The following is a 17,328-nucleotide window of genomic DNA, read 5'->3' on the forward strand; positions in this document are numbered from 1 at the left end:
AAGAAGCTTATTAATGAAGAGTATTTTTATTCGGAGTATTCCATACTTTCGTCTGATCGCATACAATATCAATCCATTGGTCACCGCATTTGATCTTGAAATCTCCTTTTTCCAGTCTCCACTTACCGTCATACCCGACAAATGCCAAATCGCTTCCTTTTAGCTTCAACGTAACAGTCTTTGTTTCTCCCGGTTTCAGAGAGATCTTTTCAAAGTTCCGCAGACGGATATTGTCCGGTGTACTGCTTGCCACCAAGTCTTTAGAGAATAACAACACACTTTCTTTTCCGGCAACTTTGCCCGTATTGGTTACATCAATCGTGAATATCAGCTCATCATCGGCATTGAAAGTCGGTTTGTTTACTTTTAGGTTATTATATTTATAATTGGTATAGCTTAATCCGAAGCCGAACGGCCATTGAATATCCATCACCGAATCATAATTGTAGTTACCTCCCATTTGCCCCATATTTTCACAAGGCTTGTAGTCATAAGTCGCCAAAGCGTTGATTAGGCGGGGATAAGTAAACGGTATTTTTCCACTGAAGTTGGCATCACCGGCCAATAAGTTAGCAAGTGCATCGCCACCGTAATTGCTTGGCAGCATGATGTTGACGACAGCTTTTGCCAAAGGCTCTATGTCATTGATAATACGCGGACGTCCCTGGTTCAGAACCAAAACGATAGGTTTACCCGTAGCGGCCAGAGCTTTTACCAGATTGCGCTGATTTTCCGATAAGGTAAGATCCGTCAGGTTGCCGGGAGTTTCGCAATAAGAGTTTTCGCCAATGCAGGCGATGATAATATCTGCCTGTGCTGCCGCTGCTACCGGTTTTTCAATTTCCGGTTTGTTTTCTTCCCACCAGTTATCGTTTTTGTAAGGAGCATAGGTGACTCCCGGTTCGTAGATAATATTCTCTTTTCCGTATTTCTCACACAAAGCCTCGTAGATTGTATGATATGCCTGCGTGTAATCATCGGCAACGTGTCCCTGCCAGCTATACGACCATCCGCCATTCAGGCAACGCATGGAGTTTGCGTTCGGCCCGGTCAGCAGAATCTTTTTGCCTTTCGCTATCGGCAGGGTATGTGCGTCATTCTTCAATAACACTTCCGATTCTTCGGCAGCCTGGAGGGCAACGGCCGCAAATTCCTTAGAACCGAACTTGTCATACTTCTTAATGTCCCAATACGGATTGTCGAATAATCCCAGACGATATTTCAAACGCAACACACGGGCTACTGCATCGTCGATGCGTTCCATAGATACCTCTCCTTCTTCAACCAACTCTTTCAGATAATCGCAGAAACTCACTTCATAAGGAACCATTGACATGTCGATTCCGGCATTGATGGCAATCTTGATGGCTTCTTTCTTGGTGGCAGCAATATGATCCCGTGTGCAGAGATTGTTTATGTCCGCCCAGTCTGTTACAATCAGACCGTCCCAGTTCAAGTCTTCTTTCAGCCATTCGGTCAGTAATTCACGGTTGGCATGAAAAGGCAGGCCGTTGTCAACGCCAGAATTCACCATCACGCTCAATGCACCATGACGCACGGCAGCCAGGAAAGGAGCGAAGTGTTTTTCACGCATATCGCTGCGTGAGATGGAAGAAGGAGTACGGTCTTTCCCGGAAACGGGTACACCGTAACCCATATAGTGCTTCATACAGGCAGCTACATGGTATGCTCCGATGCGGTTCGGGTCTTCTCCTTGAAATCCCTTTACGGCCGACACGCCCATTTCTGCATTTACATAACAATCTTCTCCATAGTTTTCCCACATACGTGCCCAGCGCGGGTCACGACCTAAATCGACAACCGGGGCAAACGTCCAGGGGATGCACCCTGCTTTGGTTTCATAGGCAGATATTTCGGCACTTTTCCTTGTCAGTTCCCGGTTGAAAGTGGCTCCCATGTTGATACCTTGCGGAAACATTGTTCCGTCCAGCGTGTAGGTCGTCCCATGAATCTGGTCTACTCCATAGATGCACGGGATACCGATTTCTTTCATTGATTTCTCCTGTATCTGCTTGATGGCTTCCGCCCACTTCTCCTTCTTCTGTGCTACTCCCAGAGGGACATTCAGTAGTGAGCCTACCTTATATTTACCGATAACCGTGTCGAGCATCGCCTCGCTTAGACAGAATCCTTTCTCACGGCTGGTTTCAAGGTCAGACACCACATCAATGGTGATTTCACACATCTGACCGATCTTCTGTTCGAGGGTCATTCTCTGAAGCCATTGCCGGATGTTAGCTTCAATAGCCGGATCGGCTGGGATGGCGGGAGGGTTAGCCTGCGCGTGAGTTGTAAGGCAGGTACCGGCAAAGGCTGATACTAATACCATTTTCTTAATGCTTTTCATGAGTTGATATTTTTAGAGTGAGACTTAAAATCTACCACAAATGTAGAAAGATTTGCAGTCACTCGAAAGGGCGAAATGCAATTGAATACATATGATGCCCCAATAAGATACATTCTATTCTCTTGCTCGAAACATAACACACCTTGTTTTTGCCGGATTATGGTGAACTTTGCCATCAGTACAAACTTTAAAAATAAGAATGATGAAGAACAGTTGCAGACTTTTATTAATCTTAATCGGATTATGGATGGCTAATAATGTCTCTATCGCACAGGAGACATTCAGGAATCCTATTATTACAGGAATGAATCCCGATCCGAGTATTTGCAGGGTGGGAGATGATTTTTATTTGGTTACGTCTACCTTTGAGTATTTTCCCGGTCTACCGGTTTATCATAGTAAAGACCTTGTTCATTGGAAACTGATCGGGCATGCCCTGTCCCGTCCGGAAAATAATCCGTTGATGGGATGCAGTGCCTCCACCGGTGGACAGTATGCTCCGACGTTGCGCTATCATGAGGGTACATTCTATGTGATTGGCACGAATTATGGCGGGAAAGGTTCGCAAGGAGTATTCTATGTGACGGCCAAGAATCCTGCGGGTCCCTGGTCTGATCCGGTATGGGCGGGGAACTGGTATGTAGACCCGTCTATTGAGTTTATTGACGGAAAGATGTACTTTTTGAGTCCGGATAATCAAGGCAGCTTCCTTTTGGGAGTAATGGACCCGGAAACCGGGAAGTTTGTCGAACCCTTGCGGAAAGTGGCTGCCGGTCTGGGAGGTTCTTCACCGGAGGGACCTCACTTCTATAAAATGGGTGAATTCTATTATATCATGTCTGCCGAAGGAGGAACGGGTTATGAGCACCGGGAAGTCATACAACGGAGCAAATCCCCTTGGGGACCTTATGAACCCAGTCCTGTGAATCCGGTTCTTTCGAATATGAATTGCCCCGGACATCCTTTCCAGGCAATAGGGCATGCGGATCTTGTCCAACTGAAAGACGGAAGCTGGTGGGCAGTTTGTCTGGGAATAAGACCTGTGGATGGCAAGTTCCAGCATTTGGGACGTGAAACTTTCCTGGCACCTGTGACGTGGGATGCCGACGGTTGGCCTAAAGTGGGTAAAGATGGCGTCGTACAGGAAACATATCCCTTCCCTAACCTGCCGTCACATGTTTGGGCGAAACAACCGGTTCGTGATGATTTCGATGCGGAAACGCTGGGGTTGGACTGGACTTTTATCCGTAATCCTGCTCATTCGTTCTGGTCATTGACGGAGAAGCCGGGCTCGCTGCGTCTGAAAGGAACAGCAATCAACTTCACAACGAATGATTCTCCTTCTTTTATCGGCCGCCGGCAGGCTGCTTTCAATCTGACTGCATCTGCAAAAGTCAACTTTATTCCGAAAGTGGAAAATGAAGAGGCGGGACTGGTAGTAAGAGCGGATGATAAGAATCATTATGATTTGCTGATAACAAAGAGGAATGGTCAGCGGACCGCCATGCTTCGTAAGACTTTGAAAGATAAGGTTGTTGATACAATCTATAAAGAACTTCCTGCCACCGGAGATGTAATTTTATCCATCACTGCTACCAAGACGGCATATACGTTTGAGGTGAAAGCCGGTCACGCTGTTGAAGTGTTAGGGATGGCTTCCACGCGTGATGTCTCTAATGAAGTGGTAGGTGGATTTACCGGTGTATTTATAGGTATGTATGCTTCCGGTAATGGGCAGGCAAATACAAATCCTGCCGACTTTGACTGGTTCGATTTTCGCTGCTTGGACTAAGCTGAAGAGGGTTGAAAACAAATCATACGCAAAAGGGAAACATTCTGTGCGTATGGGTAAAACATTTAGCAGACCGGGTGTGAACGAAATACCATGTCTCCTTGGGGAAAAACATCTACTTTTGTATCGTCGGCTGGCAAAAGATGTTTAACTCTTAAATTATATGATATGCGAAACGCTTTATTCCTTATTTTCATCTCGCTTTGTTCTGTATGCAAATCATCGGCTCAAGGTTACAGTAATCCTGTAATTCCCGGTTTCCATCCCGATCCGAGTGTTTGCAAGGCAGGGGATGATTATTATTTAGTCAACAGCAGCTTTCAATATTTCCCCGGAGTGCCTTTGTTTCATAGCAAAGACCTTGTGCATTGGGAGCAGATAGGAAACTGTCTGACTCGTCCGTCCCAGCTTGATCTGACTAATGCCAATTCGGGAAGCGGTATTTTTGCTCCTACCATTCGTTACAATGATGGAGTGTTTTACATGATTACGACTAACGTTTCCGGTAAGGGGAATTTCCTGGTACATACTACTGATCCCCGTAGTGAATGGTCGGAACCTGTCTGGCTCGAACAAGGAGGCATCGATCCTTCGCTTTATTTTGAAGATGGCAAATGTTTTATGGTCAGTAATCCGGATGGATACATCAACCTGTGTGAGATTGACCCCATGACAGGCAAGCAGCTTTCTTCTTCCAAACGAATATGGAACGGTACCGGGGGCAGATATGCCGAAGGTCCACACATTTATAAGAAAGACGGCTGGTACTATCTGCTGATTTCAGAGGGCGGTACAGAATTGGGACATAAAGTAACCATTGCCCGCAGTCGTTACATAGACGGTCCTTATCAGGGAAATCCGGCAAATCCTATTCTGACCCATGCCAATGAGTCGGGACAATCCAGTCCGATTCAGGGAACAGGGCATGCTGATCTGGTGGAAGGCACCGATGGTTCTTGGTGGATGGTGTGCCTGGCATACAGAATTATGCCGGGAACTCATCATACATTGGGACGTGAAACGTATCTGGCTCCGGTGCGTTGGGATAAGGATGCCTGGCCTGTGGTCAATGCCAACGGAACTATTTCTTTGGAGATGGATGTAACCACTCTGCCTCAACAGGAAATGAAAGGCAGACCGGAACAGATAGACTTTAAAGAAGGAAAACTTTCTCCCGAATGGATTCATTTGCAAAATCCGGAAGCAAAGAATTATACTTTTACCAAAGATGGCAAACTTCGTTTGATAGCAACTCCAGTTACGCTAAGTGACTGGAAAAGTCCTACCTTTGTCGCCTTGCGACAGGAACACTTTGATATGGAAGCATCCGCTCCGGTAGTCTTGCAGAAAGCGGGAGTAAATGATGAAGCGGGACTTTCCGTTTTTATGGAGTTTCATTCTCACTATGATTTATTTGTCCGTCAGGATAAGGATCAGAAACGTTCTGTTGGTTTGCGGTATAAACTGGGAGAGATTACTCATTATGCCAAAGAGGTTTCCTTGCCAACTAGTGGTGAAGTGGAACTGGTGGTGAAGTCGGATATCAATTACTATTATTTCGGTTATAAAGTGAATGGAATATATCATGATTTGGGTAAGATGAATACTCGTTATCTAAGCACTGAAACAGCAGGTGGGTTTACCGGAGTCGTCTTGGGACTTTATGCTGTATCAGCTTCTAAAGAATCAAAGATGTACGCTGATTTTGAGTGCTTTAAGTATAAAGGGGAATAGGAAGAAAACAAATGAATCCCCTTTATAAAACAAATTCACCCCATCGTTTCCAAAACGCTCCCTATATGAATAACATTACAGAAGCGAAGTTACATGTCGAATACATAATTTTGCAGTGTAGAAAACAAATATGTTTTGATAAGACGGGGTTAACGGTTTTAAATTTAATCTAATAGTATAGAAGAATATGGAAAAACAGTCATTTAGTGATGGATTATTTGGTCCATTGGGTATTAAACGAGTCATATTTATGCTGGTGTTGCTGACTACCTCTTTTATATCATGTAGCAATAGCGATGAAAAAGGAGGAAGTCTGGAAGTGGCACAGGAATATCGCAATCTGGAATTTGATGCTCGTGGAAGCAGGCAGACTATTCAGATCAACGGTCCGTCCGAATGGCATATCAGCACTTCGGAAAGTTGGTGTAAAAGTTCCCACGCAATCGGGGAAGGGAAACAATATGTAAATATCACAGTAGAGGCGAATGATACGCAGAAAGACAGGACGGCTACCGTCACTGTTTCGGCTAGTGGTGCTCCTGATATTATTATCAATGTCAAACAGTCTATGTATAGCGTGCCTCCATACGATGAATATATTGATCCTGATAATACAGGAATGCGTGATTTGACTTCTATGCAACTGTCGGCATTGATGAAAGCCGGAGTAAATATAGGTAATACATTCGAAGCGGTGATTGTGGGGGAAGACGGAAGTCTTTCCGGTGATGAGACGTGTTGGGGAAATCCTACACCGAATAAGGCTCTTTTCGAGGGAATCAAGGCAGCAGGCTTTGATGTTGTACGTATGCCTGTTGCTTATTCTCATCAGTTTGAAGATGCATCAACGTATAAGATTAAGAGTGCATGGATGGATAAAGTAGAGACTGCGGTGAAAGCTGCGCTTGATGCTGGTCTTTATGTTATTATCAATATTCATTGGGAAGGTGGTTGGCTGAATCATCCGGTGGATGCCAATAAAGAGGCTTTGGATGAAAGACTGGAAGCGATGTGGAAACAGATTGCCTTAAAATTCAGGGATTATGACGACCGTTTGCTTTTTGCCGGAACCAATGAGGTCAATAATGATGATGCTGACGGTGCACAACCTACAGAGGAGAATTACAGAGTGCAGAATGGTTTCAATCAGGTATTCGTCAATACGGTTAGAGCTACCGGAGGACGTAACCACTACCGTCATCTGATTGTGCAGGCATACAATACGGATGTAGCGAAAGCAGTGGCGCATTTCACAATGCCGCTCGATATTGTTCAAAACCGTATTTTCCTGGAATGTCATTACTACGATCCTTATGATTTCACGATCATGCCTAATGATGAAGATTTCAAGAGTCAATGGGGAGCTGCGTTTGCAGGTGGAGATGTGTCTTCTACCGGACAGGAAGCGGATATAGAAGCTACATTAGGTTCGCTGAATGTATTTATTAATGATAATGTGCCTGTAATCATCGGTGAATATGGACCGACGTTAAGAGATCAGTTGACCGGAGAGGCATTGGAAAACCATTTGAAATCACGTAATGACTATATCGAATATGTAGTAAAGACCTGCGTGAAAAATAAACTCGTTCCCTTGTACTGGGATGCCGGCTATACCGAAAAGCTGTTCGACCGCACTACCGGACAACCGCATAATGCAGCGTCTATAGCAGCTATTATGGAAGGATTAAATTGAATATTAACCATTTAAATAAGGTACAATGAATAAACACTTTCTTGGAAAATGTACATTTGTACATTGGTACTGTCTTGCATTGGCAATATTACTTTGGTTGCCGATAACGATATTGAAGGCTGCCCCTTCACAGGACTTAAAGGTGTCCGGAATAGTAACTTCTGCAACTGACGGAGAACCGTTGATTGGGGTAAGCGTACAAGTGAAAGGAACGACGACAGGGACAATTACAGACCTGAACGGTAAGTATACGCTGAATGTATCTACCGGACAGACGCTGGTATTCTCTTACATCGGTTTCATGGAACAGCAAGTGGTGGCAACAAAACCTGTCATTAACGTAGTCTTGAAAGAAGACACTAAAACGTTGGATGAGGTGGTAGTTGTCGGCTATGGAACCATGAAACGAAGCGACCTTACGGGTTCGGTTGTTTCCGTGACTGGAGACGAACTGAAAAAGTCTGTTGTTACTTCGTTAGACCAAGCTTTGCAGGGACGTGCAGCGGGTGTTTCCGTTACACAAAATTCGGGAGCTCCGGGTGGAGGTATCTCTGTGAGTATTCGTGGTATCAACTCTCTGAATGGTAACGAACCTCTATATGTGATTGATGGTGTAGCGATTTCTGGTAATACAGACGGTAACTCCAGTGTATTGTCTTCTATTAATCCATCGGATATCGTTTCCATGGAAATTTTGAAAGATGCTTCGGCCACAGCTATTTATGGTTCGAGAGCCTCTAATGGTGTGGTACTTATTACCACTAATCAGGGGAAAGCTGGTAAAACGAAAGTTTCCTACGAAGGATATTATGGTCTACAACAGTTGCCTAAGAAGTTGGATGTTTTAAATCTACGCGAATATGCGGAATATCAGAATCTGCGCGCTCAAGTGCTGGGCTTTGGAGATCGTGAGGAGTTTAAAGATCCCAATTTATTGGGAGAGGGAACGAACTGGCAGGATGAAATTTTCCGCAATGCCTCCATGCACAATCATCAGATTAATATCTCCGGAGGAAATGAAGGGACTACTTATTCGCTTTCGGGTGGTTATTTAAGCCAGGATGGTATTGGGATCGGTTCTAGTTTTGAACGTTTTTCTGCCCGTGTCAATATGGATAATAAGATAACGAACTGGCTCTCTACCGGATTGCGTGCCTCTATTGCCAAGACACAACAGAACAATACGATTGACAATGGTAATATTATCCGCACAGCAATACAACAGTTACCCGAAGTGCCGGCGAAAAATCCTGACGGCTCGTGGGGAATGCAGTCGGAAAACATGTACGGTACTTATTTTACGAATCCGGTAGCGGAAGCATTGATGCGTGAGAATTATGACAAGGGGCTGCAACTCTATGTAGACTTCTTTGCTGATATTACGCTCTACAAAGGCTTGGTCTTTCGGGCAGAATATGCAGGTAATTACTATTATAACAACAGTTACAAGTATACACCGTCTTATGACTATGGTCTTTATACCCAAGAGTCATTGGGTAGCCGTAGTGCCAGTAACGGTAGTAACTGGACGTTAAAGACTTATCTGACTTATACTAATACTTTTGGTCGACACCAAATTACTGCCATGGCGGGACATGAAGCGCAGGAGAATAATTGGGAGTCACTTTCCGGTACTCGGAGCGACTATTTCCTCAACTCTGTTCACGAACTGGATGCAGGTAGTTCACTCACAGCAAAGAACAGTAGTTCCAAAGGTTCTTCTGCTATCGAATCTTACTTCGGTCGTGTTAATTACGGATTTGATGACCGTTATTTGTTAACACTTACCGTACGTGGTGACGGCTCTTCCACGTTTGCTCCGAAAAACCGTTGGGGTATATTTCCATCGGCAGCTCTTGCTTGGAAGTTGAAAAATGAGAAATTCTTGAAGAACGTCTCTTGGTTGGATAATTTGAAGCTGCGTCTTGGCTGGGGATTGGTTGGTAATCAAGCGGCAGACAACTATGCTTATGGCGTAAAGATGAGAACGGTGGCAACTATTTGGGGAAGCGGATATTATGCGGAGAACTATGGAAACGAAAACTTGAAATGGGAAGAGACTGAAGCATGGAATGCCGGACTAGACATTAATCTTTTTGGTAACCGGGTTGAGCTGATTATCGATGGATATTACAAGAATACTGATAATCTGTTGATGAAAGCATCGCTTCCCTCTTACGTTAACGGTGTTATTTCTTCACCGTGGGTAAATGCGGGTGCCATGACCAATAAAGGTTTGGAATTCACGTTGAATACGGTTAATATCAATAAAAAAGATTTCATGTGGAGATCAGGACTGACTATTTCATTCAACAGGAATGAGATTACAAAACTTTATACGGAAACAGCAGGACTTTCCGGTACTATCAATAGTGAAACTTACACTTACTCGGAAGTAGGACAGCCGATAGGACAGTTCTACGGATATAACGTGATAGGTATGTTTGCAAAAGAAGATGACTTTTACAAACGGGATTCTTATGGCAATTATATCCTCGATAAAAATGGCGAGCGTGCGAAAGTGGCCATTCCAAAAGGAAAAAACATCTCTGAAAGTGAGATATGGGTAGGGGATTATATTTATGAGGATATTGACGACAATGGTGTTATTGATGAGAAAGACCGTACCTATTTAGGTAATCCCGAACCAAAGTTCTCTTACGGTTTTAATAACTCTTTTTCTTATAAAGGCTTTGATCTGAATGTTTTCATCAATGGTGTATACGGTAATAAAGTGGTGAATATGTTGCGTAAAGAATTTACCAATCCGATGAATAACAGTGGCATGCTGAAAGAGGCTGTTAATATTGCCCGTGTGGAACTGATTGATCCGTCACAGCCGGCGACACTTTCCAATGTCTATGTTTCGAATGCCGGTTCTGCACAAGTGCAGCGCATCACTGCTGCCAATGCCAATGATAACAACCGTATGAGCAGCCGCTTTGTGGAAGACGGTTCATATCTTCGTATCAAGAATATTTCGTTAGGTTATACTTTCCCTAAAAAGTGGATAAGTAAGCTCAATATTGATAATCTGCGGGTGTATATGAATATCCAGAATGCATTCACCTTTACAAAGTACAAAGGATATGATCCGGAAGTGGGTGCTTACAATTATGACGTGTTGACGCGTGGTATCGATAATGCCCGTTATCCTTCACAACGGATTTATACTTTCGGACTTAACCTTAGTTTCTAACCAGACAAATAACGAGAACATTTATGAAAAGGAAATTATTAGCAATAGCAACTACCGCACTGCTGCTTGTAGCATGTAGTGACAGTTTTCTGGACAGAGCACCAGAGGGAAGCTATGTAGACGCTACGTTCTATACTTCCGATGAAGCGTTGGAAGCAGCCACTGCTCCACTTTACAATCGGGCATGGTTTGATTACAATCAACGTTCCATAGTTCCTATCGGTAGCGGGCGTGCCAATGATATGTACAGCCCGTGGAACTATCCGCAGTTTGTTACTTTCCAAGTGACAGCATTAGACGAAAATCTATCGGGTGCATGGAGCGGATTTTACTCGGTAGTAACGATGGCTAACTCTGTAATCAATGCGGTAGAGACACAGACACAGGGTAGTGTGAGCGAAGCGGCCAAGACAAAAGCAATTGCTGAAGCCCGGCTGATGCGTGCATGTGCATATTTCTATATGTTGCGTATTTGGGGGCCGGTGATTCTCATAGAAGACAATCAGAAATTGGTTGACAATCCCGTTCGTCCACTCAATCGGGAAGAGGATGTGTTCCAGTTTATTATCAACGACCTGAACTATGCCGTTACTCATCTGCCGGAACAGAGCGATAAAGGACGAGCTACGTCGTGGGCAGCAAAAGGAATATTGGCAAAGGTTTATCTGGCACGTTCGGGATGGAACAACGGTGGTACACGCAATGAAGATGATTTGGAACTTGCCCGCCAATACGCCGGTGATGTTTGCGAGAATAGCGGGCTGGGTCTGATGACAAACTACGAAGATCTATTCAAGTATAAGAATAATAACAATCAGGAATCCCTACTCGCCATGCAGTGGGTGCCATTGGGTGAGTGGTACGAATGTAATACACTGCTGTCCGATTTGGCATTCTCTACCGAAGTGACGGGTGGTGTCAATTGCTGGAGCAGCTATAATGGAAGTATTGATATGTTGCAGCAGTACGAGCTGGCAGATACGTTGCGCCGGAACGCTACCTTCTTTACTAAAGGTTCTTATTATTCTTACATTGCCATGAAGGACGGAGGCTATACTTATAAGGGCACTGCTTCTCCTATCAAAAAAGGTGTTCCGGGAGGACCGGATGATGATAATGATGGCAAAGTAAAACAAATGAACTCACCGCTTAATACCTATATCTTGCGTTTGGCAGATGTCTACCTGACATATGCGGAGGCTTGTTTGGGTAACAACTCTGTGTTGAGTGACGGACGCGGACTCTACTTTTTCAATCTGGTACGCGAGCGTGCAAAGGTTAACAAGAAATCTTCCATTACACTGGACGATATTATCCGCGAACGGCGTGTTGAGTTTGGCATGGAGTATTCAAACTGGTATGATATGGTGACTTGGTTCCGCTATTTGCCGGACAAGATGCTCAACTACTTTAATAATCAGTGGCGGGGATACCGGGCAGATGCTATTATCAAGGATGAGGATGGAAAGTTGCATTTCGGGAAATATGATACGGACGGAACTACCTTCCTTGAAGGTCCTGAAAATTATACGGCTCCGGAGTTTACTATCAACATTGAAGCAGAGGATATCTTCTTACCTTATCCGGAGTCTGATGTAATCCAGAATCCATTGCTGAATGAACCACCGGTTCCTTATACGTTTAACGAATAAATCAGACGAACTTATGAAATCAATATATAAGTATACAGATGCGCGGCTACTCTTGTTGTTTTGGCTGTTTCTGCCATTACTCGCGCTTATTTCTTGTCAGAACGACGATGACAGTATTCCTGTGATTCATTATATCCGGGTGACCGACCCTACCCGTGCAGACAGTACTTTCACCGATGTGAGTCCCGGTACGATGATTGTTGTGGTGGGAGAGCATCTGGGCGGTACGCAGAAAATATTTATCAATGATCAGGAGGTAAGTTTCAACCGAAACTATGTGACTTCTACTAATATCATACTGACGGTTCCCAATGAGCTGGAATTGACAGGGCAAAATCCTGAATTGAAAGGTGAAATTCGCTTGGAGACTGATCATGGAATAGCGACCTACAATATGCACGTGCTTTCGCCTGCACCTTACATCACCCGTATTTCCGCGACCTATCCTATTAAGCCGGGAGATCAGATGACTGTGATAGGCGGTAACTTTTACGAGGTACAGGCTGTTTATCTTTCTACAGAACAACCGGCAAAGGATGGAACACGCCCTGTTGACGTTCAGGAGATAACAAACTATGAAGTAAATAATAAATATAATCAAATTACTCTGACAGCTCCGGCAAATCTGCTTGAAGAGGGATATCTTGTGGTAGAGTGCTATACGAGTAGTGCGGTTACAGAGTTCAAGAAGAATGGTCCGAGACCGGTTGTTACTGCTGTCAGTTCGACAATGCCGGTTGTAGGAAGTACGGTTACTATCACCGGACAGAACTTTATTAAGGTATCACGTGTGAATATTAACGGTGAGTTCGACATTCCAGTGGAGGATATCACAACCTCAAACACTTTTGATGAGATTAGTTTTGTATTGCCACAGGCTCCTACCCAGTCCGGTCACATTTCTGTGACTGCGATTGGAGGAACGGTAGAATCTGCAGAAATATTCTATCCTTTAGAAAATGTGATACTGAACTACGATGGAATCGGTAGTCATGTTTGGGGCGATTGCAGTTTTGTAGTAGCAGACGGCTCATCGGCTCCTTATGTTTCTAATGGAACTTGTCTAGGTATTACTGGAACAGTGAGTGCATACAACTATTGGTGGAAACAAAGTTATTCCAACGCTCAATGGGTAGGTACAAGCATCATTCCGGGAAATACACCGATCAGTGACTTGAAATTACAGTTTGAATGTTTTGTGAAAGAAGTCTTTACCGGGCCTGTTTTCCAGATTGCAATGTGCGAAAACTTCGATGCTGCATTAAATGGCTATGTTCCGGTGAGCTCTTTTACAGGAGAAACGGAGACTGGAAAATGGATGCAATGTTCTGTATCTTTATCTTCTGTTGTCGCGGATGCTACATATCAAGAGTTCTTGAACAGGAATTCTGCTCACATAGGTGTATATGCAACAAATCCTGGTGGTAGTGAAGCTACTATAGAAGTTTATTTCGATAACTTCCGTATCGTGAAGAAGTAATGATTTAAATGAAGCAGGAGAAGGTAAACGATTCGTTCTACCCTCTCCTGTATTTTTAGTAAACAATGAGAAAGAATATTATTTATTTCGTCGTTTTTTCAATGGCAATAGTGGCAAGTATGGCATGTCATGCACAGGAACTTCAGATGCAGGATAGAATAGCGAATGGTAGTTCTACCCCCGTGATAATCATGCCGGAAGTCTCCCCAAAATTGTTGTCGGGAGATGCCAATCCACTGCTTGATTTTATATTTACTGCAGATCCTACAGCAGTAGAGTACGAAGGAAGACTTTATGTGTATGGCACAAATGATCATCAACAATATGAAGCAGTAGGAGGGAACGGCAAAAATTCTTACGAATACATTAAATCGTTGGTGATGATGTCTACCAATGATATGGTAAACTGGACGTATCATGGACTGATTCGGACAGATAGTATCGCACCATGGATTAAAGCATCATGGGCGCCTTCTGTCGTGAGTCGTAAAGAAGGCGATGGTAAAACGCATTTCTATCTTTATTTCTCTAATAGTGGAGATGGCAGTGCTGTATTGACAGCTACCTCGCCCGTAGGTCCGTGGGAAAGCCCTTTGAACCGCAGTGTGATAGATACACAGTCACCGGGCATCGGAGACTGTAAAGCCGCCTTCGATCCTGGAGCCGTTATCGACGAAGAAGGGACGGGGTGGCTTGCTGTGGGAGGTGGATGCGCACGTATCATACGTTTAGGAAAGGATATGATCAGTATAGACAGTCCGATAGTGCCGATTAATGCACCGCATCATTTCGAAGCCAATGAACTCAACTTTATTAATGGAACTTATGTATATACTTATAATATCGACTGGCAAAACTTTGATGATTGGCCACTACCAACAGAGAAACCGACCATCTGCTGTATGAGTTATATGACAAGTAAAACTCCGCTTGAGAGTGATAGTTGGCAATATCAGCATAATTATATGAAAAATCCCGGTGAATATGGGTTCGAGTTTGGAAACAATCACACGCACCTACACAAATATGGCGGGAAATGGTATGTGTTCTATCACACGATGAGCCTGCAGCGCAGTTTCAATACAACAGGAGGCTTCCGAAATATATGTGTAGACGAGATTGAAATAGACGAGGGAAATGTGAACATACACATGGGAAAACAAACCCTGAAAGGTGTCTCGCAGATAAAAGTACTAAATCCATTTATGCTCCAACAAGCTGAAACAACGGCTGCTACACAAGGTGTTAAGTTCTTGAATGGAAAAGATGTAGGCGATATGTATGCAGTGACTGTACCGGGCATGGAAGGTATTTTATCTGTCAGAGGTGTGGAATTCTGTAAGACTCCCTCACGTCTGGAGCTGCAAGCCGCAGGAGATGGTATTATTGAAGTACACCGTAATACTCCGGATGGAGAAATGATGGCTGCCATTCAGATAAATACCCCCAATATGAAACTCCTGAAAACTAAGATTCAGACACAATTTGAAGGTACAACAGATCTCTGCTTTGTATTGAAAGGGGAAGATATTGTTTTTGACCAATGGCAGTTTAAATGAAACTGTTTACCAAGAGTTTGTTAATAGTGGGACTTTTCATGAACTGAATGTGTATGAAAATAATAAAATATATTGCTCTGTTTGGGATGTTGAGTGGATTGGCGGTTGCATGTACCCCTTCAACAAGTGTGATATCAAACGACGTTGTTCGATTGAATCAGCTGGGCTATTACCCCAATCAGGAGAAAATAGCTGTGATAGACAGCGGAAAGGTTGAAGAGTTTGTAATATTAGATGCTGTTTCCGGCGAACAAGTGTTTGCCGGAAAATCTTTATATACAGCAAAATCTGCATGGTCGGATAAAACAAGAACAACACTGGATTTTAGTGCAATAACAACTCCGGGAGAATATATTCTGAAGGTGAACGGAGCATCGGTTGCTTTTCCTGTAAAGGACAGTGTATTATCTCCTTTGGCTGATGCGGCTTTGAAGTCTTTTTATTATCAACGTACCGCAATACCAATCGAGGAACAGTATGCAGGGCAGTGGAACAGACCGGCCGGACATCCGGATAATCACGTATTAATACATGCTAGTGCTGCTTCTCCCGGCCGTCCCTCGGGAACGATTGTCTCTTCTTCCAAAGGCTGGTATGATGCTGGCGATTATAATAAGTATATTGTGAATTCGGGCTATTCGATAGGTCTGATGCAGTCTATTTATCAGCTGTTTCCGGATTACTTCTCACGGCAAAAGATAAATATTCCGGAGAGCGATAATCACACTCCCGACTTACTGGACGAAATGCATTATAACTTGGATTGGATGTTAACAATGCAAGATCCCGCAGATGGAGGAGTGTATCACAAACTGACCACTCCCTTTTTTGAAGGCTTTGTGAAGCCTGTCGATTGTAAACAACAGCGTTATATCGTACAGAAATCGATCACTGCTGCCTTAGACTTTGCTGCTGTCATGGCACAGGCTTCCCGTCTGTTTGCCTCTTATGAGAAAGATTATCCGGGATTTTCCAAACGTGCTCTGCTGGCTGCGGAGAAGGCTTATGCTTGGGCGGAAAAACATCCGGAGGACTATTATAACCAGAATCTGCTCAATCAGAAGTTTCAACCGGAGATAGCTACGGGAGAATACGGTGATACACATGCAGACGATGAATTTTTCTGGGCGGCAACCGAACTCTATTTTTCAACCGGAAAAGAGATATACCGGGAAGAAGTAATAAAAAAGGCTCCCAAAGTATACACAGCTCCGGGATGGGGTAACACGTTTGCACTAGGCATATTTGCATGGCTTCAGCCGGACAGAAAATTGAATGAAGCCGATCGTCGTTTTGCCGGTTCATTGAAAACTGAACTTTTGAAATATGCTGATAAAGTAATACAAGGAGCCGAACAGACTCCATTTCATGCCCCTTATGGTAATGATGCCAAAGACTTCTTTTGGGGATGTCTTGCAGAGAAATGTCTTAATCAGGGTGTATCATTGATGTATGCTTATATTCTGACTGACAAAGAAACGTATTTGACTAATGCCTACAGAAATATGGATTATATATTGGGGCGAAACGCGACAGGTTTCTGCTATGTAACGGGACTTGGAACAAAAAGTCCGGAGCATCCGCATCATCGCCTTTCTGCATCAGATGATATAAAGGCTCCTATTCCGGGATTTCTTGTCGGAGGACCTAATCCGGGGCAACAAGACAAGGCATTTTATCCTACGGCCAGTCCGGATGAATCGTATGTGGATACGGAAGATTCTTATGCTTCCAATGAAGTGGCAATTAATTGGAATGCCGCTTTGGTGGCATTATCCTCTTCATTAGATGCGCTTGCTGTTGATTCTGTCAAATAATCCGCAGGCTCTTTTTCTTGGCTGTTTGATA

Annotated in this window: 9 protein-coding genes; 8 read left to right on the forward strand and 1 reads right to left on the reverse strand. The window is 43.8% G+C overall.

Annotated elements, in window-relative coordinates:
- Window positions 1-10: 10 nt before the first annotated feature.
- Entirely contained in the window at window positions 11-2,368 is a 2,358-nt protein-coding gene (locus NQ505_RS06025; protein ID WP_009001160.1) for a glycoside hydrolase family 3 protein, read from the reverse strand.
- Window positions 2,369-2,567: 199 nt separating this feature from the next.
- Here NQ505_RS06025 and NQ505_RS06030 point away from each other — a divergent pair, with 199 nt between their 5' ends.
- From NQ505_RS06030 to NQ505_RS06065, 8 genes are all read left to right on the forward strand, one after another.
- Complete coding sequence (locus tag NQ505_RS06030) at window positions 2,568-4,160, forward strand: glycoside hydrolase family 43 protein (protein WP_009001158.1); 1,593 nt, start codon at window positions 2,568-2,570, stop codon at window positions 4,158-4,160.
- A 168-nt stretch (window positions 4,161-4,328) separates the two neighbouring features.
- Window positions 4,329-5,894: a glycoside hydrolase family 43 protein gene (locus NQ505_RS06035; RefSeq protein WP_009001157.1), complete on the forward strand. Its 1,566-nt coding sequence runs from the start codon at window positions 4,329-4,331 to the stop codon at window positions 5,892-5,894.
- Between the two features lie 187 nt (window positions 5,895-6,081).
- A complete protein-coding gene (locus NQ505_RS06040) occupies window positions 6,082-7,590 on the forward strand; it encodes a cellulase family glycosylhydrolase (RefSeq protein ID WP_009001156.1) in 1,509 nt (502 codons plus the stop codon).
- Between the two features lie 25 nt (window positions 7,591-7,615).
- The gene (locus NQ505_RS06045; protein WP_009001155.1) at window positions 7,616-10,789 is read left to right on the forward strand and encodes a SusC/RagA family TonB-linked outer membrane protein; all 3,174 of its coding nucleotides are present in this window, start codon (window positions 7,616-7,618) and stop codon (window positions 10,787-10,789) included.
- A gap of 23 nt (window positions 10,790-10,812) precedes the next feature.
- Entirely contained in the window at window positions 10,813-12,441 is a 1,629-nt protein-coding gene (locus NQ505_RS06050) for a RagB/SusD family nutrient uptake outer membrane protein (RefSeq protein ID WP_009001154.1), read from the forward strand.
- A 13-nt stretch (window positions 12,442-12,454) separates the two neighbouring features.
- A complete protein-coding gene (locus NQ505_RS06055; RefSeq protein ID WP_009001153.1) occupies window positions 12,455-13,921 on the forward strand; it encodes a glycan-binding surface protein in 1,467 nt (488 codons plus the stop codon).
- Window positions 13,922-13,986: 65 nt separating this feature from the next.
- Window positions 13,987-15,480, forward strand: coding sequence for a glycoside hydrolase family 43 protein (locus NQ505_RS06060; RefSeq protein ID WP_009001152.1), 1,494 nt, complete (start codon window positions 13,987-13,989; stop codon window positions 15,478-15,480).
- A gap of 53 nt (window positions 15,481-15,533) precedes the next feature.
- Window positions 15,534-17,297 (forward strand): glycoside hydrolase family 9 protein, encoded by a 1,764-nt coding sequence (locus NQ505_RS06065; RefSeq protein WP_032854036.1) that lies wholly within the window; start codon window positions 15,534-15,536, stop codon window positions 17,295-17,297.
- Window positions 17,298-17,328: the final 31 nt, after the last annotated feature.

Origin of the sequence: Bacteroides sp. D2 (assembly GCF_025147085.1) — a bacterium.
Classification (GTDB): Bacteria; Bacteroidota; Bacteroidia; order Bacteroidales; family Bacteroidaceae; genus Bacteroides.